This is a genomic window from Sphingorhabdus pulchriflava (assembly GCF_003367235.1).
In the GTDB taxonomy this organism is placed as follows: domain Bacteria; phylum Pseudomonadota; class Alphaproteobacteria; order Sphingomonadales; family Sphingomonadaceae; genus Sphingorhabdus_B; species Sphingorhabdus_B pulchriflava.
Genome location: NZ_QRGP01000001.1, coordinates 1,076,287 through 1,102,390, shown reverse-complemented (window position 1 = coordinate 1,102,390; position 26,104 = coordinate 1,076,287). Strand labels below are relative to the sequence as shown.

The following is a 26,104-nucleotide window of genomic DNA, read 5'->3' as shown; positions in this document are numbered from 1 at the left end:
TGCCGCACGGTTGCGGATGCCCGGCCAAGCCGCTAGGGGCTGGGCCATGAAACACGCGCTTTCCGTTACCCGCCAACAAAATTTCGCCGCCTGGTATCAGGAGGTTATTTCCGAAGCCGATCTTGCTGAAGAATCCGGCGTACGCGGCTGCATGGTCATCCGCCCCTGGGGCTATGGCATGTGGGAACGCATCCAGAAGCTGATGGACGCCGAAATCAAGAAAGCCGGCGTCGAAAATTGCTATTTCCCGCTCTTCATTCCGCTCTCCTTCTTCGAAAAGGAAGCTGACCATGTTGAAGGCTTTGCCAAGGAAATGGCTGTGGTTACCCATCATCGCCTCGTTGGCGACGGCAAGGGCAAGCTGATCCCCGATCCGGAATCGAAGTTGGAAGAGCCGTTGGTTGTGCGCCCGACATCTGAAACCGTGATCGGTGCGGCGATGAGCCGCTGGGTACAGAGCTGGCGCGATCTGCCTTTGTTGGTCAACCAATGGGCCAATGTCGTGCGCTGGGAAATGCGCACCCGCATGTTCCTGCGCACCAGTGAGTTTCTTTGGCAGGAAGGGCATACCGCGCATGTCGATCGCGAAGACGCGATGAAAGAGACAATGCGCGCACTGGAAATGTATCGGGCCTTTGCCGAAGGTCCGTTGGCAATGCCGGTGGTGGCGGGTGAGAAGCCCGAAAATGAGCGCTTCCCCGGCGCCGTCGCGACTTATTCGATTGAGGCGATGATGCAGGATGGCAAGGCGCTGCAGGCCGGCACCTCGCATTATCTGGGCACCGGCTTTGCCGAGGCTGCGGGCATCAAATATCAGGACAAAGAGGGCGGACAGCAGTTCGCCCACACCACCAGCTGGGGCGTTTCAACCCGGATGATCGGCGGCGTGATCATGACGCATGGCGATGATGATGGCTTGCGCTGCCCGCCGCAAATTGCGCCGTGGCAGATCGTGATCGTTCCCATGTTGCGCGACGATGATGGCGATGCCGCCGTGCTAGATTATTGCCGTGAACTCTGGAGAGAACTGGGCGCGTTGTCGGCCTTTGGCGAACCTGTGCGCGTGCTGCTCGATACCAAGGCTGCCAAGGCGTCGAACAAGCGATGGGCCTGGGTGAAAAAAGGTGCGCCGATCATTGTCGAGGTAGGGCCGCGCGATGTATCCGAGGGCAAGGCCGCCGTGCTGCGCCGTGACCGGTTGTACAAGGATGATGGCAAGCTCAACACTGCATTTACACCCAAGGATGATTTCGTCGCGCAGGCCGCAGGCATGCTCGAGGATATCCAGACGACGCTCCACAGCGAAGCCAAGGCGCGGCTCGAAGCCAATATCGCGCGTGAAGTCACCGATCTGGCGGCGCATTTCAAAGGTGATGAAGCGAAGTTCGCTGGCTGGGTCGAAGTGCAATGGGCTCGCCCCACCGGCGCAGCGCTCGACAAGATTGTCGAGCAGTTGAAGGCATTGAAGCTCACCATGCGCAACACGCCGCTTGATGCCGCACCGGTCGACGGCAAATGCTTCTTCACCGGCGAGCCTGCGGTCGAGCGTATGCTGATAGGACGGACATACTGATGCTCAGGGCGTGGGTAGAGATAAAGCGCGGATTAGCAGGCTTGTTCGATTTCCAAGGACGAAGCAGTCGAACCGATTTCTGGTTTTACGCAATATTTGTTGCCCTGATCGCTTTCGGATTTTGGTCGGTCGTAATGAGCATGGAATTGACCCGAACTTTTGGCGATATCAATCAGTACGCCGCCCAACACCCTGATAAGGTAACAGTTTCAGCAGGTCCCGGCGGCTATTCGGTTTCGATCAAGGATGGTGCGGCCGGGGTTGGTCCAGACTTTGGATATTTACTCAATTGGATATCAGCCATCGCTGTGGTTTCAATTGGCTTGCTTGCAGCAGCGGCTGTTCGTCGCCTTCACGATACCAATCGAACCGGAGCGTGGATTTTGCTGCCGATGCCGTTTTTGTTCGGTGGCCTTTGGCTTATGGCTTTGGTGTTTCAGAATTTTAATTCAGCGTCAGAGCCCGATTTTGGTTGGTTCTTCATGGGTTTTGCAAACAATCTGATATATATGGCTACACTCGGCTTTGTAGTCTTTTTGCTTTTACGTTCGGGAACTGCGGGTGAAAATCGATTTGGCCGCCGAGACATGGATGAGGAAAGTTGAGCCGGAAACGCCCTTCAGGTCTTCCGACACGCGAGCAAATCCTCGAGTTCATAGAGCAATCCAAAGAGCCTGCAGGCAAGCGGGAGATATCCCGCGCCTTTGGCTTGCACGGTAGCGACAAGATTGCGCTGAAAGCCCTGCTCAAGGACATGACCGACGAAGGGCTGATCGACGCTGCCCCGGGCCGAGCATTCCATAAGATGGGCGGCGTTCCACGCGTAACCGTGCTCAAGATCGTTGATATCGACGGTAACCAGCTGATCGCCATTCCCGAACGCTGGGAGGCCGATGGGATTCCTCTGCCCAAGCTCCGTGTCATCGAACGTGGGCGCAAAGGCGCGCTTGGCATCGGTGATCGCATCCTTGCGCGCACCGAAGAGGCCGGAAAAGGCTGGATCGCGCACCCGATGAAGAAACTCGCCAAGGCGAGCGAGCAAGTCATGGGTGTGGTCGAGGAAAGCGACAATGGCCGTTTCTGGCTGAAATCGACTGATAAGAAGGCGCGTTTCGATATTCCCTTGTTCGAAATCGGTGAGGCACAGCCGGGTGATCTGGTGCTGGCCGAACTTGGCGGTCGGGCAGGGCAGAAGAAAGCACGTGTTACCGATGTTCTCGGCGATCCCTTTGCTCCGCGCAGTTTCAGCCTGATTGCTATCTACAAATTCGGCATCCCGTTTGAAATTCCTGAAGAGGTCGAGGCCGAGGCAAAGAAGGTCCATGACCTGTCAGTCACCACCGACAAACGCGAAGACCTGCGGCATTTGCCGATCATCGCCATCGACCCCAGAGATGCACGCGATTTTGACGACGCGGTTTGGGCGACGCCGGATGACGATCCCAAAAACATAAATGGTTTCAAAGCGATTGTCGCAATAGCTGATGTCAGTTATTACGTACGCCCCGGCAGCGCGCTCGACCGCGAAGCCGCAAAGCGCGGGAACAGCGTCTATTTCCCCGATCGCGTCGTCCCGATGCTACCGCATGCATTGTCGTCGGACAAATGTTCGCTGCGGGAAGGCGAAGACCGCGCGGTGCTCGCTTGTCACATGCAGATCGATGCAGGCGGGCAAGTGACGTCATGGCGTTTCACCCGCGCAATCACGCGGATTTCCGCCAATATTCCCTATCAGGATGCGCAGGATGCGATTGACGGGAAGCTGGCGCATCCGATGCTCGAACCGGCGCTCAAGCCGCTGTGGGCGTGCTGGGACTTGCTCAAAAAAGCCAGAAACCGGCGTGGGCCGTTGGAGCTCAACCTGCCCGAACGGCGCATCACGCTCGACGATGAGGGCAGGGTTGTCGGCGTTGCTGTACGCGAGCATCTAGACGCGCACCAGGTGATCGAGGATTTCATGATCGCGGCCAATGTCGCGGCGGCAAAGGCGTTGGAAGAAAAGAAATCCCCGCTGATCTACCGCGTCCACGAACCGCCCGCGCGCGAGAAGCTGGTCGCACTCAAGGACTATCTCAAGACCTTCGACCTTGAATTTGCGCTGGGTCAGGTGGTGCGCCCGTCAACCTTCAATGCGATTATCGACAAGGTGCAGGAGCATGATGAAATCCTGCCGCAAATCATGGAAGCGGTGCTGCGCAGCCAGACACAGGCCTATTACACGCCGCAAAATGCCGGGCATTTCGGGCTGGCACTGGGCAGCTACGCGCATTTCACTTCGCCGATCCGCCGCTATGCCGACCTGATCGTCCACCGCGCGCTGGTGAGCGCCTATGATCTGGAAATGCCTGCGCCCAGGGATGGGGCGATAAAACCAGTTACGGGCTTGTCGGCCAAGGATTTCGAACGGCTTGATGTTACGTCGGAAATGATCAGCCGCGCGGAACGCCGCGCTATGGAGGCCGAACGCGAGACGACTGACCGCTATGTCGCGGCTTTCCTCTCATCGCAGATCGGCCAGATTGTCGATGTGCGCATAACCGGCGTGCAAAATTTCGGATTTTTCGCGACGGTAGAGTCGATTGGCGGCGATGGTTTGGTTCCGGTCTCAACTTTGGGGGCGGAACGCTTCCACTATGATGAAGCCAGCCAGACGTTGACAGGCGAGGATAGCGGCGACGAATATCGCCCCGGCATGCGCCTCAAACTGCGTTTGGCGGAGGCCAATCCGGTGTCGGGCGCACTACGTTTCGAATTGCCCGAGGGCGGCAGCTATGCGCCAGCACGGATGCAACGGCCGTCCGGCGTGAAGCATAAGGGCAAGCATATGGCCGGGAAACGCGGGCGGCCGTCGAATATTCGGCATCAGGGGAAGCGAAAGCGCTAGCTCAATTCATCCAGCGCGGCATCGCTGAGCGATCCCGGTATCACCATCACTGGGCAGGGCAGTGATCCCGCATTGGTGCCAGTAAAGTGCGCTACCAAAGGCCCTGGAGCGCCCTGTGCCGCTGCACCCAGCACCAGTGCCGCAATTTCCGGATGCTCGTCGAGCATGTCCTTCACCACATCGACGCCTTCACCATCCTTGATGGTGATGCTGGGCTGGATACCCAGTTCGTCAAAGATCGAGCCTGCGGCCACACGCACCAGTTCTTCGGCTTTTTCGCGGTTCTCGGCCTCCATCGTCGCCTGCACGCCGCCCCAGGCGACAAAATCGGCGCGTTCCACCAGCGTCAATATATGCAGACTGCCGCCGGTTTTAGCAGCGCGGCGCGCAGCAAAGCGGAGCGCGAGGCGCGCCTCTTCGGTCTCATCAATAACAACCAGATAGGTGCGCATCGCCGTTTCCCCGTCGCGGCATTCATGTATTCGTATGAACCTGCGTCATTTCCAATCGCAGTGCAAGCAATAGCCGCTTGACGCTGGGGAAACCAAGCCCTTATGCCGCTTCGACAAATCCAGACCATAAACAGGATGCCCTGATGCCCATCGAGCTCAAAATGCCCGCACTGTCCCCCACCATGGAGGAGGGCACGCTTGCCCGCTGGCTGGTGAAGGAAGGCGACAGCGTGTCGTCGGGCGATCTGATTGCCGAGATCGAGACGGACAAAGCGACGATGGAGTTCGAAGCGGTCGATGAGGGCGTGATTTCGCAGATTTTGGTTGCGGAAGGCACGGACGGAGTGAAGGTCGGCACCGTGATCGCGATGATTCAGGGTGAAGACGAGGGGACCGCACCGGTCAAAGCTGCTGCGCCTGCACCCGCAAAAGCCGAAACACCTGCCGCACCGCCACCACCGCCTGTTGCAGCGCCTGCACCTGCTGCACCGGTCGCGGCATCTGGCGATCGTATCAAGGCCAGCCCGCTCGCACGTCGCATTGCCGCCGATAAAGGCGTTGACCTCGCCGGATTGAACGGCACAGGCCCCAATGGTCGCATCGTCAAAGCCGATGTTGAAGGTGCCTCAGCCAAAACCGCTAGTGCTGAGCCTGTCGAAGCACGGGTTACAACCGAGAGCCGCCCTTCGACAGGCTCAGGGCTTGCGGTACAAAATCAACCGGTCCCCGATTTCGGCATCCCGCACGAGGTCGTCAAACTCAGCAATATGCGCAAAACGATCGCGCGCCGCCTGACCGAGAGCAAGCAGCAGGTTCCGCATATCTACCTCACCGTAGACATCCGCCTCGATGCTTTGCTCAAGCTGCGCGGCGAACTTAACGCCAGCCTCGAAAGCCGCGGCGTCAAGCTGTCGGTCAATGATATGCTGATCAAGGCGCTCGCGCTGGCACTCATTCAGGTGCCGAAATGCAATGTCAGCTTTGCGGGCGATAATATGCTGCAATATAGCCGCGCCGATATCAGCGTCGCGGTTTCGGTGCCCACCGGCCTGATCACCCCGATCATCGTCGACGCCGCGAACAAATCGCTCTCGACCATCTCGACCGAAATGTCCGCACTCGCCGCCAAGGCAAAGGACGGCAAGCTGCAACCGCATGAGTTCCAGGGCGGTACTGCATCGATCAGCAATATGGGCATGATGGGCATCAAACAGTTCGAAGCCGTCATCAACCCGCCGCAAGCGATGATCATGGCGATCGGTGCAGGAGAGAAGCGGCCTTATGTGGTCGACGACGCGCTGGCGATCGCGACCGTAATGAGCGCCACCGGCAGCTTCGACCACCGCGCGATTGACGGTGCGGACGGGGCTGAGTTGATGAAGGTGTTCAAGGAGTTGGTGGAGAAGCCGTTGGGGTTGGTGGCTTGATACTCAACCCCTCTCCAACTGTGCCTAAGCCTTCGGCTAAGGCTTCGTATCCTCTCCCGCGAGGGGAGAGGAGTGTCTGACGTCGATGCAAGATTAGACCCCTCTCCCCTTGCGGGAGAGGGAGGGGCCCGCCGCGAAGCGGTGGGAGGGAGAGGGGGTGTGCCTTCAAGGTCGGACCTGCTCACCCGCGCCAAATGGATGCGCCTAAACCCAACTGAAGCCGAAAAACGCCTTTGGGCGATATTGCGGGCAAAAAGGATGACTGGCTTCAAATTCCGACGGCAGGTCATCATCGACGGCTACATCGTCGACTTTGTGAATTTCGAATACCGTCTGATCGTAGAAGCTGATGGCTCTCAGCACGCCGAAAGTGACTACGACAAAAAACGTGATGCCTATTTGAAAATGCAGGGGTGCCAAGTGTTACGCTTCTGGAACAGCGACATTTTGAAAAATGGTGAAGCGGTTGCCGAAACCATTTGGCACGCGCTGCAGACACCCCCTCTCCCTTCCGCCGCTACGCGGCTCCCTCCCTCTCCCGCAAGGGGAGAGGGATTAGAAAGTGCCTATAATGTCTAACTACGACCTCATCGTCCTCGGCAGCGGCCCCGGTGGCTATGTTGCCGCTATCCGCGCCGCGCAGCTCGGGCTGAAAACCGCGATTGTCGAGCGCGAGAATCTCGGGGGCATCTGCCTTAACTGGGGCTGCATCCCGACCAAGGCGTTGCTGCGTTCGGCGGAAATTTATCATTATATGCAGCATGCGGGCGATTATGGGCTGACCGCGGCGAATATCAGCGCGGATATCGATGCGGTGGTAAAGCGCTCGCGCGGCGTCGCGAAGCAGCTGAATCAGGGCGTCACGCATCTGATGAAGAAGAACAAGATCACCGTCCATATGGGCGATGGCAAGCTGCTCGCCGCGAATAAGCTGGCCGTCACCAAGGACGGCAAGGCCGAAGAGCTGACCGCAAAGAACATCATAATCGCCACCGGCGCCCGCGCCCGCGACCTGCCTTTTGCACCCGCAGACGGAAAGCGCATCTGGACCTATCGCCACGCGATGGTTCCGCCCGAAATGCCCAAAAAGCTGCTGGTTATCGGCAGCGGCGCGATTGGCATCGAATTTGCCAGCTTCTACAATGATATGGGCGCGGAAGTGACCGTTGTGGAAATGATGGACCGCATCGTGCCAGTCGAGGATGCGGATGTTTCCACATTCCTTGAAAAGGCGCTGAAAAAGCAGGGTATGACGATCCTGACCGGGGCAGGGGTGCAGTCGCTAAAGGCCAGCGCCACCGGCGTCACCGCCGAAATCAAGGATAAGGACGGCAAGGTCGCCAAGTCCGAGTTCACCCACTGCATCGTTGCCATCGGCATCGTGCCCAATACCGAGAATATCGGGCTGGAAGCACTCGGCGTCGCGACCGAGCGCGGTCATATCAAGACCGACCCTATGTGCCGCACCAATGTCCCCGGCCTGTGGGCGATCGGAGACGTTACCGCGCCGCCATGGCTTGCGCACAAGGCGAGCCATGAGGGCGTGATTGCTGCCGAGGCCATTGCGGGCGGCCATCCGCATGCAATGGATCCGAAGAATATCCCCGGCTGTACCTATTGTCACCCGCAGGTCGCCAGCGTTGGCCTGACCGAAGCCAAGGCCAAGGAAGCGGGTTATGAGGTGAAGGTCGGAAACTTCCCCTTCATCGGCAACGGCAAGGCCATCGCGCTGGGCGAGGCGGAAGGCTTCATCAAGACCGTGTTCGATGCCAAGACCGGTGAGCTATTAGGCGCTCATATGGTCGGCGCGGAAGTCACCGAGTTGATCCAGGGCTATACCATCGGCAAAACTGCCGAGCTGGTCGAAGCGGATTTCATGCACACCGTCTTCCCGCACCCGACGCTGAGTGAGATGATGCACGAGAGCGTCTTGGGGGCCTATGGGAAGATGCTGCATATGTGATCGTCGGTTGACCTGACAGCGCATTTGGCTAGCCTCATTGCAGGTCGCGAAGGAGGCTTATGAAACCGATCAATGCTCTGCTTTCCGCGATGCTAGCCCTGCTGCTCACCGGCTGCTGGACATCCGACGCGCCACTGATGCCTGACGATGCGATGGACAAACCGCCGCTTTCGGGAACCTATTCACGTTTTGAGGGTGAGGTGTTTACCGGCGATCGCTATGTCGTGTCGCTCGAGGGCGCCGAATATCAGGTTGACCATTCGGAATTCGGCGACGCCGCCAAACCCGCCTATTTCATCAGCTTCGATGCTTTGGCGGAGGAACTCTATCTCGCCCAGATCGTCAATATGAATGGCAAGATGGAAGCGTACCGCCTGTTTCGCATCAGCGATGGAGGTGGCGAAGCCTTTGACATGGACTTTGATTGCGCTGCCCCGGAAACAGGCCTGCCACAGGTCGAAAGTGACGGCACCGACTGCAAGTTTGCAAGCTATGACTCGCTGAAAAAAGCGGCGATGGCGCGGGCTGCGGAGTATAGTGAGAAGGGCAGCGGCGCAAAAATAGTCTCCCGCTTTGAGCGAATTCTCGACTGATCCAATGACATACTAGGTCACTGGATGGCTTGCCGGGCCAGTCGTCTCGTTGCACTAAACTTTCATGCGTAAGCCAAAGCATAGCTAACCTTATGGATCCAACATCATTGCATTTCTCGCGCTCGGGCTTGTTGGTTCAGCTGCTCTTTTTTTCGCTTTTCTGTATATTGGGTATCTGGGGGCTGAGCACGACCCGCCCGTTTCAGCCCGAGCCTCAACCGATTTCGCACTACATCGCGAACGATCCAACGCCAGATATCCTGTTCGACGAAATCCGGCCCCAGCGCCACGAAGGGCCGTTAGAAGAATTATCTGGAGGCTGGCTTCCGGTTGTCGTGCTACTCGCTTCCATAGTCTATTTGTTATGGGCCATCGCCCTCCGCATCTGGCGCCTGATTGGATCCAGCGCCTTGTTGGTTTATCGCAGCAAACAATTGCTGATGCACAGCAGCCTCAAATTGACACCTGAGCCGATCGCAATTGGCAGCATAACGCTCATCGAATTTGGTCGGGCAGACGAGTTGAAACAAGACGTTTATCAGGAAACGGCGAAAGCAGTCTCCTTTTCAGGCTATATCGGCGCAAAACTGGGACAGAAATTGCGGCATAATCTGCGGATTTCGTACATAGATTCAACGGGTGCCGCCGACCAGTTAACCGTTTCGGATATTGAGGTTGACGGCGGTGTCGGGCAATTACGCCGATTCACCACATATCTCGAAACGATGCGGGCCGCCGAACTTCAACACAGCGGTCGCGCCTAAAAATTTCCGCTGTCCTACCGCCGCCCAATCTGCCTAGAGTCCGACAACAAGATTCGGGAGTAGACAGACATGGGCATAAGTGTGAACTTTCTGAGAAAAGCTGGGGTTTTGGCAATTGCAGCGGTGGCTGTTCATTCCGCGCCCGCACTGGCCAATACCGTAATCACCGGCGCGCGCATGCTCGATGTGCTCACCGGCAAGATGGTCGATAATCCCGCCATCTTCGTCGATGATAACGGCCGCATCACCAGCATCGCAGACGCGCGCACGGTCAAATGGGGCGGCGATGTCACTCATATCGACCTGGGCGACAAGACACTGCTTCCTGGCCTGATCGATATGCATGTCCATCTCGATGGCCCTGCCGACATAGGCGGCTATCGTGGCCTGGAATTCACCGACAGTTTCTGGGGCATGACCGCTGTTGGTGCCGCCAAATCTATGCTCGACGCAGGCTTCACAACCGTACGCAATGTGGGGTCGGGCGACCGAAACGACGTCGGTCTGAAACAGGCGATTGATAATGGCTATGCCGTCGGCCCGCGGATCGTTCCTGCAAGCTACGCGCTGGGGGCAACCGGCGGGCATTGTGATTCCACGTTCCTGCCGCCGAGCCTTGAAAAAGACGGCAAGGAAGAGGGGATAGGCGATAGCCCTGACGAATTGCGCTATCAGGTTCGACGCCAGCGCAAATATGGCGCCGAAGTCATCAAGGTCTGCGCGACCGGCGGGGTTTTCTCGCGCAACACCGAACCTGGTCAACAACAGCTTTCGGAAGAGCATCTGCGCGTCATCGCCGATGAGGCGCATCAATGGGGCATTCGCGTCGCCGCCCACGCCCATGGCGGCGATGGCATCAAGGCCGCGATCAAGGCCGGTATCGATACCATCGAACATGCCAGCCTTGTTGACGATGAAGGGATAAAGCTGGCTGCCACCCGTACACGGCCGGTCTGGTTCTCGATGGACATCTACAACACCGAATACACCCAGGCCGAAGGCGCCAAAAATGGTGTGCTCGAGGATAATCTGCGCAAAGATCGCGAAGTTGCGCAAATCCAGCGCGACAATTTCCGCAAGGCGCACAAGGCTGGTGTAAGGATGGTATTCGGCTCTGACGCCGGTGTCATGCCGCATAGCGAAATCGGCAAACAGTTCCGCGTAATGGTGGAATATGGGATGACCCCGCTCGAAGCAATCCAGGCCGCGACCCGCAACAGCGCGCAGGCGCTGGATCGCGAAAAGGACATCGGCGCAATTGCCGTCGGCCGTTATGCGGATATCATCGCGGTCGATGGCAATCCGTTGAGCGACGTGCGTGAACTCGAGTCGGTCGACGCAGTTGTAAAAGGTGGCAAACGCATCCGCTAAACAGATGAGTTCAGCGTCGATTCACTTTCAAATTCCGACATTGCAGCATCCATCGACGCTGTGGTATTCACGCAGTCGGGGAAGAACGGACGTTCGCTAAGAAACTGGGGAGCAAAAGGGTATGATGATGAGCTTGGCGCTGGCCATGGCGCTCAACATGGCAGCCATGAAGGGCGATGCGCTGGACGACGCGCGCAAAGGTTTCAACAATTGCCTGATCGCCGAACATAATGAAGCGGTGAAGGTGAAGAAGTCAGCGCCGGAGTTCAACGAGGCGGCTCAGAAAGCCTGTCCGGCTGAAAGAAAAGCCTATTTCGATATGCTGGTCAAATCCGAACGCGGCTATGGCTCGTCACAAAAGGATGCCGAGCAATATGCGACCGAGGAAATCCAGATGATGGTCGACGGCGTCACCAGCGCGTTCGGCGAAAATCTGAACAGCGGCGGCCAACTCGCGGAAGAGAAGTAGGGAATTGGCGGACAGGGTGGGATTCGAACCCACGGTGAGCTTGCACCCACGCCGGTTTTCAAGACCGGTGCCTTAAACCACTCGGCCACCTGTCCGCTGCGCCGTCGCCTTTACCATCCAAAACAGCGCTGGCAAGCGCTCTGTGTATCGGGTGGCGCTTTTGTCCCTCTACGCCCGGCACCATGGGGAGCTACGCGGCAAGGGGAGCAAATGGCGCGCCAATCTGCTGATATTATTGTGTTAGAACGGCAAATCCATGGTATCGTCCGGAACTGGATCAAATGGAGGATGTGTGGCGTTGCGTTTCGGAAAAATCCCGGTTGATGGAGTCACTGCCGCTTTGTTGCTGGCTGCACTGAGCCCGCCCGCCGCGCTTTCGGCCCAGCAAGCGCCGACGTCCGTTGCCGATCAAAGCCATTCGCATGCTTTTGCCCAATATTTACAGACCGTGCGCGTTCGTGCGGAGCGGGAAGGGGTCAGAAAGGCGACGCTCGACCGCGTTATCCCGACGCTGACCTATTTACCGCGCGTCGTGCAGCTCGATCGCGGCCAGCCCGAAACACCCGGCAATGCGCCAATCCCTGCGTTCGAACCCTATCGCCGCAAACATGTTGATGCCGCGCGAATAGGACGTGGGCGCAGCAAATATTCAGAACTTCGTCCGTTGCTGCAGCGGATCGAGAATGAAACCGGTGTGCCCGAAGAGGTGATGATCGCCATTTACGGGCATGAGACCAATTATGGCGCGGTTATGGGCAATTTCCATGCCCCCGATGCGCTCGCCTCGCTGGCTTTTGAAGGGCGGCGCCGCGATTTATTTGAGGCCGAACTGGTCGCTGTCTTGAAGATGATCGACCGGGGTGTTCCATCTTACGCAATAACGGGCAGCTGGGCAGGGGCACTTGGTCGCCCGCAATTTCTGCCATCAGTCTATCTCCGGCTGGCGCGCGATGGTGATGGCGATGGCTATGCCGATATTTGGAAAAGTGAAGTCGATGCGATGACTTCGATTGCCAACTATCTGCTCAATGCCGGCTGGCGGCGGAATGAACCTTGGGGCTTTGCGGTCAACGTTCCCTTTAGTCTGGACCGCAATAGCATCAAAAGCACTTTGGTTGCGCCGCGGTGCGCCCGCGTCTTCTCCCGCCACAGCCGGTTGATGAAGATTTCGGAATGGAAAAGTCTGGGCGTCATCTCCCAAAATGGGGTCTGGCCCGATGAAAATATGCAAGCAGCACTGATTGAGCCCGACGGCGAAGGGCAAACCGCATATTTACTGGGCAGCAACTATCGCGCGATATTGGACTATAATTGTTCAAATTTTTACGCTCTGTCTGTGGGATTGCTAGCCGATGCGGTACGAAACTAGGCTTTTGATTGGCGCTTCATTGTGCCTGCTATTGTCATCCTGTGGCGGTGGAGACCCTCAGACAATTCCTGCTGCGGAAAAGGCACCTGTAGCGTCAGTCAGCGATTTTCCCGTTAAGCTGGGCTCACCATTTACGGTGGGAGCCACGACATATACGCCGGAAGACACCTCGAACTATGATGAAGTCGGCTTTGCCAGCTGGTATGGGAAAGAGCTTCAGGGTAACCAAACGGCCAATGGCGAAACATTTGTGCCCGGTGCGATCACCGCTGCGCATAAAACCCTGCCCATGCCCAGCTATGTAGAGGTAACCGCGCTGGATACCGGGCGAACGATTTTGGTGCGCATCAATGATCGCGGCCCGATGGCCAATGATCGCCTGATCGATCTTTCAGAAGGAGCGGCGCGGCAACTTGGCATTTCAGAGCAAGGCTTGGCACCCGTGCGCGTCCGTCGGGTCAATCCGCCAGAACAGGATCGCGCGGTATTGCGCGCCAACCAACCCGCCGGAACCCGGCTCGACACACCGGAATCGCTTCTGAAGGTGTTGCGCGACAAGCTAGCTAAAATGCCAAAACCGGAAACGCCAAAGGTTGCAGCGCCCGAAGTTGTCACCACACCCCCGGCAAAGCCTGTTTCGGCACCTGCCAAAGTAACAACAAAACCAGCGACAACAAAAACGCCTGCAATAGTGGAACCTGCCAAATCTGCGGTACGCGAGGTGAAAGCGGTTTCAACAAAAGCTGGCTATGTTGTGCAAGTCGCAGCCTTTTCATCCAAGGCCAATGCCGATCAGCTCGCTGCCAAGCTGGATGCAAAAGTTGTCGCCAGTGCAGATGGCAAGTTGCACCGCGTTCGCTTCGGTCCATTTGCCAGCGAAAGCGAGGCAAAAGCCGCGCTTAAAAATGCGCAGGCCAAGGGCTATCCACAAGCAAGGCTGTTGCGCGAATAGCTTTGGCTGGAAAGCCGTCGCAAGCCGGTCTAACAGACGGCAATGCGAGCATTAGTTGCCCTTTCTTTGTTAGCGTCTGCTGCGTTAACGTCTGCTACACCCGGGTTGGCTAAACCCTATTCGGGTAGCGCGCCGGTAGCCTATCTGCTCGATACTTTTTCTGATCGAGCTTTGTACGAACGCGACGCCGATAAACGCATTCCCACAGCCTCTATGGCGAAAATGATGACCGCCTATGTCACCTTCAACGCCTTGAAGGACAAGAAGGTCAGCCGTGATCAAAAAGTGAAGGTCAGTCCGGCGACCTGGCGCAAATGGAACAATAAGGGTTCCACCATGTTCCTGCGTGCCAACGAAAGTGTGTCAATTGACAATCTGCTGTTTGGGGTACTGACGCTCTCGGGAAATGACGCTTCAGTCGTTCTTGCTGAAGGCGTAGCGGAAAGCGAAGAAGGTTTTGTTGCCGAAATGAACGCCGCTGCCAAGAAGCTCGGTATGGCGAATACCCACTTTGCAAATCCGAATGGCTGGCCCGACGGCGGGAAAACCTTTTCAACAGCGCGCGATCTTGCGACCTTGGCACAAGCGATCGTCATCGAACATCCATCCGCTTTCGAACGCTATTTTTCTCGGAAATCCTTTCGCTGGTCGAATGTCACACAGGCGAACCGCAACCCCTTGCTCGGGGTGATTGATGGGGCCGACGGCCTCAAGACCGGGCACAGCGAAGCGGCAGGCTATTGCCTTGCAGGCACGGCGAAGCGCGGGGACCGGCGCTTGATCATGATTATTGCTGGATTACCTACGATGCAGTCGCGTGTAGCCGAAGCGCGTAAATTCATGAACTGGGGCTTCAGCGAGTGGGAGACCGAGTCATTGTTTCGCAAAGGTCAAACCGTTACCCAAGCTCCTGTACAAATGGGCGCGGTCGACAGCGTACCATTGGTTGCATCGTGGGATTTCTCGGCGACCAAGCGCGCGCAATCTAAAGAAAAATTGCAGTTGAAGGCGCGTTATTACGGCCCGATCCGCGCGCCAATCCGCAAAGGAGAGGCGCTGGGCGAATTGATTGTCCGGTCTGCAGACGGTAAAAAACAGGTGCTGCCATTGGTCGCAGGCAAATCGGTCCAGCAAGCCGGTTTTCTTGGACGTGCCTTGAATGGTGCCCGGGCTCTGGTGAGAATGTGATGCGCGAGGGAGTGTTCATTTCAATCGAAGGGGGCGAGGGCGCCGGGAAATCCACCCAGATATCCGCGCTTGCCGCCTACCTTCGCGCACGCGGCATTGATGTCGTTTTGACCCGTGAGCCGGGCGGCACCGAAGGTGCCGAAGCCATACGGAATCTGTTGCTCGGCGGCGCTGATGATCGCTGGGGCAAGGCTGGGGAAGCCTTGCTATTTGCGGCGGCGCGCAGCGATCATGTCGAAAAACTGATTAAACCCGCCCTCGCCGCCGGCAAGTGGGTTATCTCCGACCGCTATGTTGACAGCAGTCGCGCCTATCAAGGGGCAAGCCTTGGTCTGGGTGATGCGGATATCATGACGCTGCACGCAATCGGTAGCGGTGGTTTGCTGCCCCAGCGCACACTCGTGCTCGACCTGCCGCCCGATGTAGCGGCGCAACGCTTGCAACAACGGGATGCAGGAGTCAGTGACCGGATAGGCGGCCGTTCTTCGGAATTTCACGCAAAAGTGCGCGCCGCCTTTTTGCAGATTGCCGAACAGGAACAGGAACGGGTCCGCATCATTAATGCCGATGAAACAGCCGAAAGCGTTACGCAGTCGCTGGTGGCGGAATTGTCCGGGCTGCTACCCGAATGAAATTTTACGGCCATGATGAAAACCGCCTGCATGTGGAGCGGTCGTTGGCAAGCGGTCGACTCCATCATGGCTGGATCCTCGCTGGACCGCGCGGGCTTGGAAAAGCGCATTTTGCGCTCGAATTTGCGCGGCTGCTGGTCGATCCAGAGGACCGGCACCGTAACTTGATCGAACACCGCACGCATCCCGATATCATCCGCATCCAGCGCTTGGCGAAGGAGGCCCCAAAAGACGGTGAAGAGGCGGATCCTAATGCTGAACTGAAACGCAGCATCACTATCGACCAGATCCGGGATGTGCAACATGCCCTGACCACGCGCCCGTCATTGGGTTCAAAACGCGCGGTCATTATAGACGCTGCTGATGATCTGGAGCGGGGAGGGGCCAATGCCCTCCTTAAATCGCTCGAAGAGCCGCCCGTCGGAACCTATTTCTTTCTGATAAGCCATGCCAGCGACCGGTTGCTTCCGACCATCCGCTCGCGTTGCCAGATGCTGCGTTTTGACCCGCTTTCATCCGCGGAAATGGCATCCGCACTGCGCCAGGCCGTACCGGAAGCATCGGAAAGGCAGATTGAACTCCTGGCAGCAACGGGCAATGGATCGCCTGGCCAGGCGCTCGACTATGCTGATCTTGATTTCGATGAAATCGAAACTGCCATTCAGCGGATGGTCGAAAAAGGCGATCCGACGAACAAAATCCGCCATGGTCTTGCCGAAAGCCTGTCAACAAAGTCGGCCCAAGCCCGTTACGAAGCCTTTTTGCGCTATGTTCCAATCAGCATCGCCAAGGAGGCAAGGGCGTCCGGTGCGATATCGGCGGTTGAGGCATTTCAGGATGCTGACAGGCTCGCGCAACGCGCTGTTGCGCAGTCTCTCGACAAACAGGCTGTAATTTTCCAAATGGGAAGCTTGCTGGCATCGCTGCGACCGCATAAGCACGGCGCCGAATAACCCCTCTTGCTATTGGCTTTGCATGTCTGAACCCTATTACATTACCACTGCTATCGCGTACCCCAATGGGAAGCCGCATATCGGCCACGCCTATGAGGCGATAGCCACCGACGCCATTGCCCGGTTCCAGCGGCTTATGGGCCGCGACGTGCGATTGGTGACGGGCACCGACGAGCACGGCCTGAAAATGGCACAGACGGCACGCGCTGCAGACCGTGAAACACTCGAATTCGCTGACGAAATGTCTTCATATTTCAAGCAAATGTGCGAAACACTCAATATTTCATATGATTGTTTCATGCGCACTAGCGATCCGCGCCATCACGAAGCTAGCATCGCGCTTTGGAAAGCCATGGAGGCAAGCGGCGACCTGTATCTCGATCGCTACGAAGGTTGGTACTCTGTCCGCGACGAAGCCTATTATGGCGAGGAAGAACTGGTCGAAGGGGAAGGGGGAATCAAACTCTCACCTCAAGGCACTCCGGTCGAATGGACGGTTGAGGAAAGCTGGTTCTTCCGCCTGTCGCGTTATCAGGACAAGCTTCTGGAATTATACAATAGTCAGCCCGATTTCATCCGTCCCGAAAGCCGCAAGAATGAAGTTCTGCGATTTGTTGAAGGCGGATTGAAGGATTTGAGCGTTTCACGCACCAGTTTTGATTGGGGCGTTCCGGTTCCGGGCTCTCCTGGCCATGTGATGTACGTCTGGGTCGATGCACTGACCACCTATTTGTCGGGCATCGGCTTTCCGGCGCGGGAGGGGGAGTTCGAGCGGTTCTGGCCTGCTGATGCGCACATTATTGGCAAGGACATTGTCCGTTTCCACACCGTCTATTGGCCCGCTTTTCTGATGTCCGCCGGGTTGCCGATACCCAAACAGGTGTTTGGCCACGGCTTTCTCCTTAGCCGCGGAGAGAAAATGTCCAAATCTCTGGGCAATGTCGTTGATCCGATGGAGCTTGCAGAGCGCTTCGGTGTCGATGCACTCCGCTATTTTCTGCTTCGTGAAGTCAGCTTTGGCCAAGACGGCAGTTACAGTGCAGAGGCGATTGTCACGCGCGTAAATGCTGAGTTGGCAAACAGTTTTGGCAATCTTGCACAGCGCACATTATCTTTTATTTCCAAGAATTTGGAAGGGCGATTGCCCAAGGCTGACGTCATGACGTCAGATGATGAGGCATTGTTGGCGATCGTCGACGACGCCTGTCGCAACGACGTGCCGCGCGAATTTGCGAGTTTCACATTTTCGCAAGGCCTGGAGAGCTGGATGAAGGCGGTTTTTGCCTGCAACCAGTATATCGATGCCCAAGCTCCTTGGACGCTGCGCAAAACCGATCCGGTGCGGATGGAAACTGTATTGGAGGTGCTTCTGCGAGCTATCCGCGCATTGGCCATTGCGGTACAGCCTATCATACCCGCATCGTCGGCGCGGCTGCTCGACCAGCTCGGCATCGATGCGCATGGGCGCGACTATGCTGCACTCAATGATCAGGACTATTACAACAACATGGTTTCGGTCGATTTTCGCCTGTCCCCACCATCGCCGATTTTCCCCCGACTGGAACTTCCGGCAGACGATGACGTCGACTGATGCTTATCGATTCCCATTGCCATCTCAACTATAAAGGGCTGGTTGAGCGGCAGGCTGAAACGCTGGCCAATGCCCGTGCAGCGGGCGTCACGGCGATGCTCAACATCTCGACCCGCGAATGCGAATGGGATGACGTTATCGGGCTTGCCAGCAAAGAAGCCGATGTATGGGCTTCTGTCGGAATCCATCCGCATGAAGCCGACGGACACACCGATGTCGACACGGCCAAATTGGTAGCGCGAGCAGCACATCCACGCGTCATCGCGATTGGTGAAACCGGTCTCGATTATTATTACGACCATAGCGACCGCGAACAGCAGCGCGCTTCATTTCGCGCCCATATCGCAGCGGCGCGCGAAACCGGGCTGCCGATCATTGTACACACCCGCGATGCTGAGGCCGATACCGCGCAAATCCTGACCGAAGAAATGGGGAAGGGTACCTATAGTGGTGTCATTCATTGCTTCACCGCAAGCGCCGAATTTGCCGAAATTGCTCTAAATCTAGGGTTTTACATATCGCTGTCGGGTATCGTCACATTCAAAAACGCGACCGAATTACAGCAAATTGCCAAGACGATCCCCGCCGATCGCCTTCTCGTCGAAACCGACTCTCCGTTTCTTGCCCCAGTTCCGCATCGCGGCAAGACTTGTGAACCCGCCTTTGTTGCGAGCACGGCGGCTTTTGTCGCGGAATTGCGCAGTGTGGATAGCGAAACACTGTCAGTGCAAACGTCAGATAATTTTTACAGACTGTTTACTAAAGCATTGTAATATATGTATAATGATGACGCGCCATATCTAATTTACGCGATTATGTTGCTGGTGCTGATGGCGTCAGGCCTGATCGCCAGACGTCTGCCGATGAAACAATATGCGAAGATGATCGCAGCTTGGGCGGGTATCTTCGCCGTTGCATTTGTTATCATGAGCTTTCGACCCGAAATGTCGATGGCGTGGGAACGGATCAAAGGCGAACTGACCGGTGCGCCAAGGCAAAGCAGCGATGAGCAAGGCATCAGGCTGGTGCGTCAGGATGATGGGCATTTCTGGCTGCGTGCAGCGATCAATAACCAGAATGTCGACTTCATGGTCGATAGCGGCGCAACGACAACGGCGATTAACGCCAACACGGCGCGCCAGATCGGTTTGAAGGCAGACTCGAGCAAGTTACCGATAGAACTTGAAACGGCCAATGGCAGGATCAGCGTAGCGAGCGCGACAGTACCCAGCATCGTCGTTGGTGAATATCAGGTTGATGAGCATGACGTCGTAATCTCCGACAAATTCGGCGACACCAATGTTGTCGGCATGAATTTCCTCGACAGTTTCGGATCGTGGAGCGTTACAGGTGATGTCATGCAGTTGAAACCTTGAGGAAGGGCACCAATCGTCACGCCTGCCTCGATTCCCGAGGCATTTTCCACTTAACATAATATATATTATCGTACTTAAACTTGTGAAAGCGGCCGAGCATGTCACAGCCTGAAATTACCCCCCTCTACGATATCATGGCGCGCCTGCGAACGCCGGTGTCCGGCTGCCCCTGGGATCTTGAACAGAATTTCGCGACCATCGCGCCATATACAATCGAAGAAGCTTATGAGGTCGCTGACGCGATCGAACGCAACGACATGGCCGCATTGAAGGATGAGCTTGGCGATCTTCTGCTTCAGGTCGTGTTCCACAGCCGTATGGCCGAGGAAGCCGGACACTTTGGCCTGCAGGACGTAATCAACGCCATTTGCGACAAGATGGAACGGCGCCACCCGCACATCTTCGGCGACCGATCGATTGACGGATCTGCGCAAGTCGTCGCCAATTGGGAAGCCATCAAGGAGGCTGAGCGGCACGGAAAATCTGAAGACAAAAGTGCGATGGCAGATGTTGCCAAAGCACTGCCAGCTTTGCTCCGGGCGCAGAAAATCCAGAAACGCGCCGCCCGAACCGGTTTTGACTGGCCGAGCGTCGAAGGTGCTTTTGAAAAACTGGACGAGGAAATCGACGAAGTTCGAGACGCCACCACCGCAACCGAAATGCATGAGGAAGTCGGCGATCTTCTCTTTGCAGCGGTCAATATCAGTCGTCATTTGGGCGTCGACGCCGAAGTTGCTCTCAATGATGCTACGGCAAAATTTGAACGCCGTTTCCGTGGCATGGAAGCGATTGCTGGCGATGCGTTTGAAAAACTCGATCTCGATGCCAAAGAAGCTCTTTGGCGGCGCGCAAAAATAGAAACCGCAGCTAAATAATCTCAACCAGACTGCCGAACTGTTTTTCAAACTGCCCCCAATTCCTGCCGCTCAGCGATACCGTGAAAATGACACTCTCGCCCTCTTCCCGTTTTTCAACGATCGCACCGCGCTCATACAACCACGCCATAACGCGGCCTTCCTCGGCATTAAGGCGAACCGTCCGGACTATGTTTGCCGCACCAACCAATGCCGCCAGTTCGGAACGAAATTGTTCGACGCCTTCACCGCTTTCGGCCGAAATGAGGTAGCAATTGCCCTGTCGCGCGGCCTGCCCCTGTAAATACTCGCGCCTTTCGTCATCGAGCAGGTCAACCTTGTTCCAAAGCTCGAGGACGGTCCGTCCCTCCCCTTCCTCGCCAATGCCCAGATCGTGCAGGATCGACAGAACATCATCCCGCTGCGCTTCTGTTGAAGGGTGCGAAATATCGCGGACATGAACGATGATGTCAGCCGTTGTAACCTCTTCAAGCGTGGCTCGGAAAGCGGCAACCAGCTGTGTTGGCAGGTCCGACACAAAACCAACCGTGTCCGACAATATCGCCTTTTCAACTCCCGGAAGCCGGATTTCGCGCAAAGTTGGGTCGAGCGTTGCGAACAGCATATCCTCTGCCAAGACCTCTGCTTTGGTCAGCCGATTGAACAGGGTCGATTTGCCAGCGTTGGTATAGCCGACAAGCGCAATGGTGGGCCAAGGCGCCTTTTTGCGCCGGGCACGCTGCAATCCGCGCGTTCGCTGGACCTGTTCGAGCTCCCGTCGCAAACGCGCCATCCGGTCCCGAATCATGCGCCGGTCGGCTTCAATCTGAGTTTCACCGGGGCCGCCCAAAAATCCGAAACCGCCGCGCTGACGCTCAAGGTGGGTCCAACTGCGCACAAGACGGCCGGCCTGATAGTCAAGATGCGCGAGTTCGACCTGTAGCCGACCCTCGGCCGTCGCCGCCCGCTCGCCAAAAATTTCGAGGATCAGACCGGTTCGATCGATGACTTTGACCTTGGTGCGGTCTTCCAGATTGCGCTGCTGGATCGCTGAAAGCGAACCATCGACCACTAGCAAGTCGGCCTCCACGGCTTCCACGCGTTCGGCAATCTCGTCGACCTGCCCACCCCCAAACAGTGTCGCAGCCTTGGGCGTCCGAACCCGGAAATGGCGCGTTTCAATGACGTTGAGACCAATAGCTCCGGCTAACCCTACCGCTTCTTCCAGACGGAATTCAGCGGTGATTCCGCTTGTTCCTGGCAATTCAGGGTAAGCGATTATAGCGCGAGCGCCACGGGCGAACTCGTCCTCTTGCCCGCGATTGAATATACTCAATCGTCTACCTCGCCGGCTTCCTTATTATATTCAGCCAGATTGACCGGCCGCAAAGGCTGGATCGTGGATACCGCGTGCTTGTAGACCAACTGCATGACGCCATCGCGTTCGAGCAAAAGCGAGAACAGGTCATAGGCGGCAATCGCCCCTTGCAGCATCACGCCGTTGACCAAAAATGTCGTCACATTCTCACGCTTGTCGAGCATGGCATAGAGGAACACATCCTGCAGCATCCCGGCGCGATGCGTCGCTTTCGCCATCATCTGGTCGAAAGGTGCGCGATCGGGCGAATGCGACGGCATGATGGTGGAGATGCTATGCTTGTAAACGAGTTGGGACTGACCGTCGCGGCGCAGCAGCACCGAAAAATTGTCGAACCAAGTCACTACGCCCTGCAATTTCACGCCCTTTACAAGGAACATAGTCACCGGCGTTTTGGACTTGCGCAGCGAGTTCAGGAACATGTCCTGGAGGCCGTTATTTTTTTCAGTCATTATGATTTCCTGTTATGCTTTTGGGCTTCGGGAGAGATTACCAAACACATGGACGCCGCCATGAAGCGCAATTCATATCATGTTACCAAGCATCCGCGAACAGGAAAATTACGTCAAAATGACGACAGGCGGTCATTCCTTACCAAAAACTGGAATCAATCTTCTTCGTCGACAACATCCTCGCCGTTCTTACGGACCGCTATGCCAAGCAGTTTGAGTTTGCGGTGTAACGCAGACCGTTCCATTCCGACAAATGTCGCCGTTTTCGAAATATTGCCCGAAAACCGCCGTATCTGAACCTGCAAATATTCGCGTTCAAAGGCTTCCCGCGCCTCACGCAATGGCGAGCCCATCAATGACGATGCCGGGCTAAGAACCGAGACTCCTCCGCCACTGACCTCAGCCGGCAGCATATCCACATCTATCTGATGGATCCTGTCAGCCGGGGCCAATATGATCGTCCGTTCGATGACATTACGCAATTGCCGGACATTGCCTGGCCACTCGCAAGCCTGCAGCGCCGCGAGAGCATCATCAGAAAGCAGCGGAGCTGGCACGCGGTGCTCCACCGCGAAGCGTGCCGCATAATGCTGTGCAAGCAGTGGTATATCCTCTCGCCTCTCCGAAAGCGGTGGGATACCCACAGGCACAACATTCAAACGATAATAGAGATCTTCACGGAACCGGCCCGCAGCAATCTCATCATTAAGGTCACGCGCCGTTGCTGATACGAAGCGAACGTCAACGCGAACGGGACGATTGCCGCCTACACGTACAAAGCTCTGCTCGGTCAGTACGCGAAGTATCTTGCCCTGCGTCGTCCAGGGCATGTCGGCCACTTCATCAAGGAACAAGGTTCCGCCATGCGCGCGCTCAAGCATACCCGCGTTCAGCAGTTCGCCATTTTCTTCTACACCAAACAGCTCTTCTTCAAACCGTTCGGGTGAAAGGCGTGCCGAACTGACAGTCACAAAGGGCGCTTCGGCACGGGAGCTCCAGCTGTGCAACAGCCGTGCAGCGACTTCCTTACCGACACCGGCAGGACCGGTAATCAACAATCGGCTGCCAGTCCCCGCAACTTTTTTCAGCGTCGCACGAACTGCGTTGATTGACGTGGACGATCCGGTCAATTCTTCTGCCTGCCCGACAAGCGCGCGCAAAGTTGCGTTTTCCGCCCGCAACCGCTGGGTTTCTGTGGCACGCGCGACCAAATGCAGCAGCTTTTCAGCTTCGAATGGCTTTTCGAGGAAATCGACTGCCCCCGAAGAAATCGCTGCCACAGCCGTGTCGATATTGCCATGCCCCGAAAACACAATCATCGGAACGTTGGCGTCCCGCGCCTTCATTTTCTTGAGCAATTCCAGCCCGTCCATGGATGAACCACGCAGCCAGACGTCGAGCAGCACCAGCGACGGCAGCCGCTCGTCGAACGCAGCCAGCGCCTCTTCGGAAGTCGCGGCGGTGCGGGTTTCATAGCCATCGTCGGACAATACGCCCGCAACCAGTTCCCGGATATCGGCCTCGTCATCAACAATCAGAACATCAAGTGCCATTAGTCAGTCCGCTCCGATTTTGTTTGCTCTTCATGAATGGGGTGCGCCCCGCCAAATTGCTGCAACAGCTCCAGGTCGAAACACATGGTGACCACAGCGCCACCGTCAGGGTTATCTTCGAGCACCAGTTCACCCTGATGCTCTTCAACAATCTTTTTGACGATCGCCAGGCCAAGCCCGGAACCCGTCGTTCGTGTGGTCACATAGGGCTCTACGATCCTGTCGCGTTCGTCGGGCAAGCCTTTGCCATTGTCAGCGAATGACACGCGTATCTTACGAGGGTCGGTTTCGATCTGAACCCGAATCTGGCCTCTTGCGTCAGGACCTTCTTTATCCAGACGCTCCCGGATAGATTCCGCTGCATTTTTCAAAATATTGGTAACTGCCTGTCCTAACTGCCTCCTATCGGCCAGCATCGGGAACGGCTTTCCTGCCTGGGCAAAATCGAATGTTATGTCGGTGTGCGAAACTTCGAACAGGAATACAGCATGGCCGACAATATCTGACAAATTTTCGTCGCGGAAAACCGGTTTCGGCATACGGGCAAAGGACGAAAATTCGTCTACGATATTCCTGAGGTCGCCCACCTGCCGGATGATCGTTCCAGTCAATTGTTCGAAAATCTCGTTACCTTCATTGACTTGCTTGCTGAACCGGCGTCGCAATCGTTCGGCTGCCAATTGAATTGGGGTCAACGGATTCTTGATCTCATGTGCGATGCGTCTTGCAACATCAGACCAAGCAGCCTGGCGTTGATCGGACAATTGACGGGTGATGTCTTCAAAAGTGACAACCTGCCCCCCTTCCCCCTTGGCGATCTTGACAGCAAAGGTTCTGGGCTCGGTGCCATCGCCTACCTGAACCACGGCCTGAAGCCGCCCTTCCGATATCAGTTCGGAAAGGTGCGGCGCTACGTTATCGAACTGTTCGCCGACTATCGAATTACCGTCTGTTGAAAGAATGGCTTCTGCAGTCTTGTTTGCGAGGCGAATCTTGCCCGCAGGATCAACGCTGACGATCGCGGCAGATACCGACTCCAAAATAGTTTCAATGAAGCTGCGCCGGTCTTCCAATTGCTTGTTGGCGTTGAGGATGTTCGACGTCTGGTTCTCAAGCCTTTCGGTCATCCGGTTGAACGACTGCGCAAGAAAGCCAACTTCGTCTTTGCGGATATCATCGTCATTAACGCGTACCGTCAGGTCTCCATCGGCAATCCGCTGCGCCGCGAGCACCAGTCGATTTACCGGCTGGACGAGCCGGTCCGCCACCAGCAAAGCGACCCAGACAGCTATCCCGATAATCAGCAGCGAAACAATGTAGAGCAGTGCGTTGAACTGAAGCTGCAGATAGCGTGAACGCGACTCCATCTCGCGGTAATCAGCCAGTACGCTTTGCGCTTTCTCGCCCAAAGTGAAGGACGGGACGTTGACCGTGCGACTGGCATATAAATAGGTCTTCGGTTTGTCGAACAGACGGTTGACTGCGACGATCCGGTCAGGTTGCGCCGTCACAATCAGATCCTCGCCCGAGTTCAGGCGCTTCAGGTCAGCAGCGCTGATCCAGTCTGATTTTCGGGCCTCACTAGACGCGACAATGGTGGTGCGTTGGACACCATCTTCGCCCACCGTAACAATCGCTGACTCGCTGAGTTTTCTGCGCAGCACCTGATCATAGTAGAAACTGAGGAATTGCGGGCTGTTCGGCTGTGTCTGCTCAAGGCCATAGCGAATGTCACCGGCCATAGCGACGGTTTCATCCCCCACATCGCGCAGCTTTTCTTCATAATAGCCCTGGGCCAGCGCACCCGCATTTTCCAGCATCCCTTGCGCCGAATTGGAAAACCAGAACTGCACCCCGCTTTGGAACAGCACCGAGGCAAAAATCGCCAGCAGCAAAGCCGGACCGGCGGCGAGCAGCGAGAAAATCAGCACAAGACGTACGTGAAGCGATCCCTCACCCTCACCGTCGCTTTTGGCGCGTTGGATCGCAAGGCGCCTGCCCGCAAGCATCAGCAAGCTTGTCGCCGGCAATAGATTTGCCACTAGCAACGCGGCGGCAACAGGCGGTGAAAGTGGCTCGGATTGTGGTCCCTGTCGTGTCAAAACGAAGGCAGTGGCAATGGCCATAGACAGCAACAACAAGACGCTGCCGACTTCCAGAAATCGGATTTGCTTGGCGCGCCCCATCCATTCGGCAACTGCCGACAAGCGTTGCCTAAACCGGCTTTTCGCGATTTGCGGGATATCAACGGGCGCTGTTGCCATTAAGCAACTAATGTCATGCTATCCGTTGCAGGAAAAGCACATTTTG

At 56.5% G+C, this 26,104-nt stretch carries 24 protein-coding genes and 1 tRNA gene; 19 read left to right on the top strand and 6 right to left on the bottom strand.

Translation table 11 applies throughout. The features are described 5' to 3' along the window. Window positions 1-46 precede the first annotated feature (46 nt). Genes proS through rnr form a run of 3 tightly spaced genes read left to right on the top strand, consistent with a single transcriptional unit; the run spans window position 47 to window position 4,457 of the window. The gene (gene proS / locus DXH95_RS05570) at window positions 47-1,573 is read left to right on the top strand and encodes a proline--tRNA ligase (protein ID WP_239016552.1); all 1,527 of its coding nucleotides are present in this window, start codon (window positions 47-49) and stop codon (window positions 1,571-1,573) included. Next, the gene (locus DXH95_RS05565; protein ID WP_181883581.1) at window positions 1,573-2,178 is read left to right on the top strand and encodes a DUF805 domain-containing protein; all 606 of its coding nucleotides are present in this window, start codon (window positions 1,573-1,575) and stop codon (window positions 2,176-2,178) included. The genes proS and DXH95_RS05565 overlap by 1 nt, the downstream gene beginning before the upstream one ends. Beyond that, the gene (gene rnr, locus DXH95_RS05560; RefSeq protein WP_115548409.1) at window positions 2,175-4,457 is read left to right on the top strand and encodes a ribonuclease R; all 2,283 of its coding nucleotides are present in this window, start codon (window positions 2,175-2,177) and stop codon (window positions 4,455-4,457) included. The genes DXH95_RS05565 and rnr overlap by 4 nt, the downstream gene beginning before the upstream one ends. Here rnr and DXH95_RS05555 read toward each other — a convergent pair. Continuing rightward, window positions 4,454-4,909 carry a universal stress protein gene (locus DXH95_RS05555; protein WP_115548408.1) on the bottom strand — a complete coding sequence of 152 codons (456 nt, stop codon included), beginning with the start codon at window positions 4,907-4,909 and terminating at the stop codon, window positions 4,454-4,456. The two genes, rnr and DXH95_RS05555, sit on opposite strands and share 4 nt — an antisense overlap. A 143-nt stretch (window positions 4,910-5,052) precedes the next feature. Here DXH95_RS05555 and DXH95_RS05550 point away from each other — a divergent pair, with 143 nt between their 5' ends. From DXH95_RS05550 to DXH95_RS05520, 7 genes are all read left to right on the top strand, one after another. Continuing rightward, entirely contained in the window at window positions 5,053-6,336 is a 1,284-nt protein-coding gene (locus DXH95_RS05550) for a pyruvate dehydrogenase complex dihydrolipoamide acetyltransferase (RefSeq protein WP_115549419.1), read from the top strand. Between the two features lie 72 nt (window positions 6,337-6,408). Next, window positions 6,409-6,915: an endonuclease domain-containing protein gene (locus tag DXH95_RS05545; protein WP_239016551.1), complete on the top strand. Its 507-nt coding sequence runs from the start codon at window positions 6,409-6,411 to the stop codon at window positions 6,913-6,915. Then, window positions 6,905-8,299: a dihydrolipoyl dehydrogenase gene (lpdA, locus tag DXH95_RS05540; RefSeq protein WP_115549418.1), complete on the top strand. Its 1,395-nt coding sequence runs from the start codon at window positions 6,905-6,907 to the stop codon at window positions 8,297-8,299. Before DXH95_RS05545 ends, lpdA begins: the two co-directional genes overlap by 11 nt. A 59-nt stretch (window positions 8,300-8,358) precedes the next feature. Further along, window positions 8,359-8,892, top strand: a complete 534-nt coding sequence (locus DXH95_RS05535) for a hypothetical protein (RefSeq protein ID WP_115548406.1) — start codon at window positions 8,359-8,361, stop codon at window positions 8,890-8,892. Window positions 8,893-8,921: 29 nt separating this feature from the next. After that, window positions 8,922-9,656, top strand: a complete 735-nt coding sequence (locus tag DXH95_RS05530; RefSeq protein ID WP_147291690.1) for a hypothetical protein — start codon at window positions 8,922-8,924, stop codon at window positions 9,654-9,656. 69 nt (window positions 9,657-9,725) lie between these two features. Then, the gene (locus DXH95_RS05525; RefSeq protein WP_115548404.1) at window positions 9,726-11,027 is read left to right on the top strand and encodes a Xaa-Pro dipeptidase; all 1,302 of its coding nucleotides are present in this window, start codon (window positions 9,726-9,728) and stop codon (window positions 11,025-11,027) included. A gap of 121 nt (window positions 11,028-11,148) precedes the next feature. Further along, window positions 11,149-11,496, top strand: coding sequence for a hypothetical protein (locus DXH95_RS05520; protein ID WP_115548403.1), 348 nt, complete (start codon window positions 11,149-11,151; stop codon window positions 11,494-11,496). 5 nt (window positions 11,497-11,501) lie between these two features. On the opposite strand, the gene DXH95_RS05515 is transcribed toward DXH95_RS05520, so the two are convergent. Continuing rightward, window positions 11,502-11,591 (bottom strand) — tRNA-Ser (locus DXH95_RS05515). Between the two features lie 203 nt (window positions 11,592-11,794). On the opposite strand from DXH95_RS05515, the gene DXH95_RS05510 reads away from it, so the two are divergent. The 9 genes from DXH95_RS05510 to mazG all read left to right on the top strand — a co-directional run bounded on the left by DXH95_RS05510 (window position 11,795) and on the right by mazG (window position 20,432). Further along, window positions 11,795-12,865, top strand: coding sequence for a lytic murein transglycosylase (locus DXH95_RS05510; RefSeq protein ID WP_239016550.1), 1,071 nt, complete (start codon window positions 11,795-11,797; stop codon window positions 12,863-12,865). Further along, on the top strand, window positions 12,849-13,817 hold the full coding sequence (locus DXH95_RS05505) for a septal ring lytic transglycosylase RlpA family protein (protein WP_115548401.1): 969 nt from the start codon (window positions 12,849-12,851) through the stop codon (window positions 13,815-13,817). The genes DXH95_RS05510 and DXH95_RS05505 overlap by 17 nt, the downstream gene beginning before the upstream one ends. Window positions 13,818-13,922: 105 nt before the next feature. Further along, the gene (locus DXH95_RS05500; RefSeq protein WP_239016549.1) at window positions 13,923-15,005 is read left to right on the top strand and encodes a D-alanyl-D-alanine carboxypeptidase family protein; all 1,083 of its coding nucleotides are present in this window, start codon (window positions 13,923-13,925) and stop codon (window positions 15,003-15,005) included. Further along, window positions 15,005-15,637: a dTMP kinase gene (gene tmk, locus DXH95_RS05495; RefSeq protein ID WP_115548399.1), complete on the top strand. Its 633-nt coding sequence runs from the start codon at window positions 15,005-15,007 to the stop codon at window positions 15,635-15,637. Before DXH95_RS05500 ends, tmk begins: the two co-directional genes overlap by 1 nt. After that, on the top strand, window positions 15,634-16,590 hold the full coding sequence (locus tag DXH95_RS05490; RefSeq protein WP_115548398.1) for a DNA polymerase III subunit delta': 957 nt from the start codon (window positions 15,634-15,636) through the stop codon (window positions 16,588-16,590). Before tmk ends, DXH95_RS05490 begins: the two co-directional genes overlap by 4 nt. Window positions 16,591-16,612: 22 nt before the next feature. After that, window positions 16,613-18,181: a methionine--tRNA ligase gene (gene metG / locus DXH95_RS05485; RefSeq protein ID WP_115548397.1), complete on the top strand. Its 1,569-nt coding sequence runs from the start codon at window positions 16,613-16,615 to the stop codon at window positions 18,179-18,181. After that, window positions 18,181-18,954, top strand: a complete 774-nt coding sequence (locus tag DXH95_RS05480) for a TatD family hydrolase (protein WP_115548396.1) — start codon at window positions 18,181-18,183, stop codon at window positions 18,952-18,954. Before metG ends, DXH95_RS05480 begins: the two co-directional genes overlap by 1 nt. 3 nt (window positions 18,955-18,957) lie before the next feature. Beyond that, entirely contained in the window at window positions 18,958-19,557 is a 600-nt protein-coding gene (locus DXH95_RS05475; protein WP_115548395.1) for a retropepsin-like aspartic protease family protein, read from the top strand. Window positions 19,558-19,655: 98 nt separating this feature from the next. Beyond that, complete coding sequence (mazG, locus tag DXH95_RS05470) at window positions 19,656-20,432, top strand: nucleoside triphosphate pyrophosphohydrolase (protein WP_115548394.1); 777 nt, start codon at window positions 19,656-19,658, stop codon at window positions 20,430-20,432. Here the strand turns inward: mazG and hflX are convergent. The 4 genes from hflX to DXH95_RS05450 all read right to left on the bottom strand — a co-directional run bounded on the left by hflX (window position 20,425) and on the right by DXH95_RS05450 (window position 26,058). After that, window positions 20,425-21,747 carry a GTPase HflX gene (gene hflX / locus DXH95_RS05465; RefSeq protein ID WP_115548393.1) on the bottom strand — a complete coding sequence of 441 codons (1,323 nt, stop codon included), beginning with the start codon at window positions 21,745-21,747 and terminating at the stop codon, window positions 20,425-20,427. The two genes, mazG and hflX, sit on opposite strands and share 8 nt — an antisense overlap. Then, complete coding sequence (hfq, locus tag DXH95_RS05460; protein ID WP_115548392.1) at window positions 21,744-22,241, bottom strand: RNA chaperone Hfq; 498 nt, start codon at window positions 22,239-22,241, stop codon at window positions 21,744-21,746. The genes hflX and hfq overlap by 4 nt, the downstream gene beginning before the upstream one ends. Before the next feature lie 155 nt (window positions 22,242-22,396). Beyond that, window positions 22,397-23,794, bottom strand: coding sequence for a nitrogen assimilation response regulator NtrX (gene ntrX / locus DXH95_RS05455; protein ID WP_115548391.1), 1,398 nt, complete (start codon window positions 23,792-23,794; stop codon window positions 22,397-22,399). Further along, on the bottom strand, window positions 23,794-26,058 hold the full coding sequence (locus DXH95_RS05450) for a sensor histidine kinase (protein WP_115548390.1): 2,265 nt from the start codon (window positions 26,056-26,058) through the stop codon (window positions 23,794-23,796). The genes ntrX and DXH95_RS05450 overlap by 1 nt, the downstream gene beginning before the upstream one ends. Window positions 26,059-26,104: the final 46 nt, after the last annotated feature.

Bases quoted from the DNA above. Each gene is read 5' to 3' on its own strand.
- proS (WP_239016552.1), top strand. From the start codon at position 47: ATGAAACACGCGCTTTCCGTTACCCGCCAACAAAATTTCGCCGCCTGG.
- DXH95_RS05565 (WP_181883581.1), top strand. From the start codon at position 1,573: ATGCTCAGGGCGTGGGTAGAGATAAAGCGCGGATTAGCAGGCTTGTTC.
- DXH95_RS05555 (WP_115548408.1), bottom strand. From the start codon at position 4,909: ATGCGCACCTATCTGGTTGTTATTGATGAGACCGAAGAGGCGCGCCTC.
- DXH95_RS05550 (WP_115549419.1), top strand. From the start codon at position 5,053: ATGCCCATCGAGCTCAAAATGCCCGCACTGTCCCCCACCATGGAGGAG.
- DXH95_RS05535 (WP_115548406.1), top strand. From the start codon at position 8,359: ATGAAACCGATCAATGCTCTGCTTTCCGCGATGCTAGCCCTGCTGCTC.
- DXH95_RS05525 (WP_115548404.1), top strand. From the start codon at position 9,726: ATGGGCATAAGTGTGAACTTTCTGAGAAAAGCTGGGGTTTTGGCAATT.
- DXH95_RS05520 (WP_115548403.1), top strand. From the start codon at position 11,149: ATGATGATGAGCTTGGCGCTGGCCATGGCGCTCAACATGGCAGCCATG.
- DXH95_RS05505 (WP_115548401.1), top strand. From the start codon at position 12,849: ATGCGGTACGAAACTAGGCTTTTGATTGGCGCTTCATTGTGCCTGCTA.
- tmk (WP_115548399.1), top strand. From the start codon at position 15,005: ATGCGCGAGGGAGTGTTCATTTCAATCGAAGGGGGCGAGGGCGCCGGG.
- DXH95_RS05490 (WP_115548398.1), top strand. From the start codon at position 15,634: ATGAAATTTTACGGCCATGATGAAAACCGCCTGCATGTGGAGCGGTCG.
- metG (WP_115548397.1), top strand. From the start codon at position 16,613: ATGTCTGAACCCTATTACATTACCACTGCTATCGCGTACCCCAATGGG.
- DXH95_RS05480 (WP_115548396.1), top strand. From the start codon at position 18,181: ATGCTTATCGATTCCCATTGCCATCTCAACTATAAAGGGCTGGTTGAG.
- DXH95_RS05475 (WP_115548395.1), top strand. From the start codon at position 18,958: ATGTATAATGATGACGCGCCATATCTAATTTACGCGATTATGTTGCTG.
- mazG (WP_115548394.1), top strand. From the start codon at position 19,656: ATGTCACAGCCTGAAATTACCCCCCTCTACGATATCATGGCGCGCCTG.
- hfq (WP_115548392.1), bottom strand. From the start codon at position 22,241: ATGACTGAAAAAAATAACGGCCTCCAGGACATGTTCCTGAACTCGCTG.
- ntrX (WP_115548391.1), bottom strand. From the start codon at position 23,794: ATGGCACTTGATGTTCTGATTGTTGATGACGAGGCCGATATCCGGGAA.
- DXH95_RS05450 (WP_115548390.1), bottom strand. From the start codon at position 26,058: ATGGCAACAGCGCCCGTTGATATCCCGCAAATCGCGAAAAGCCGGTTT.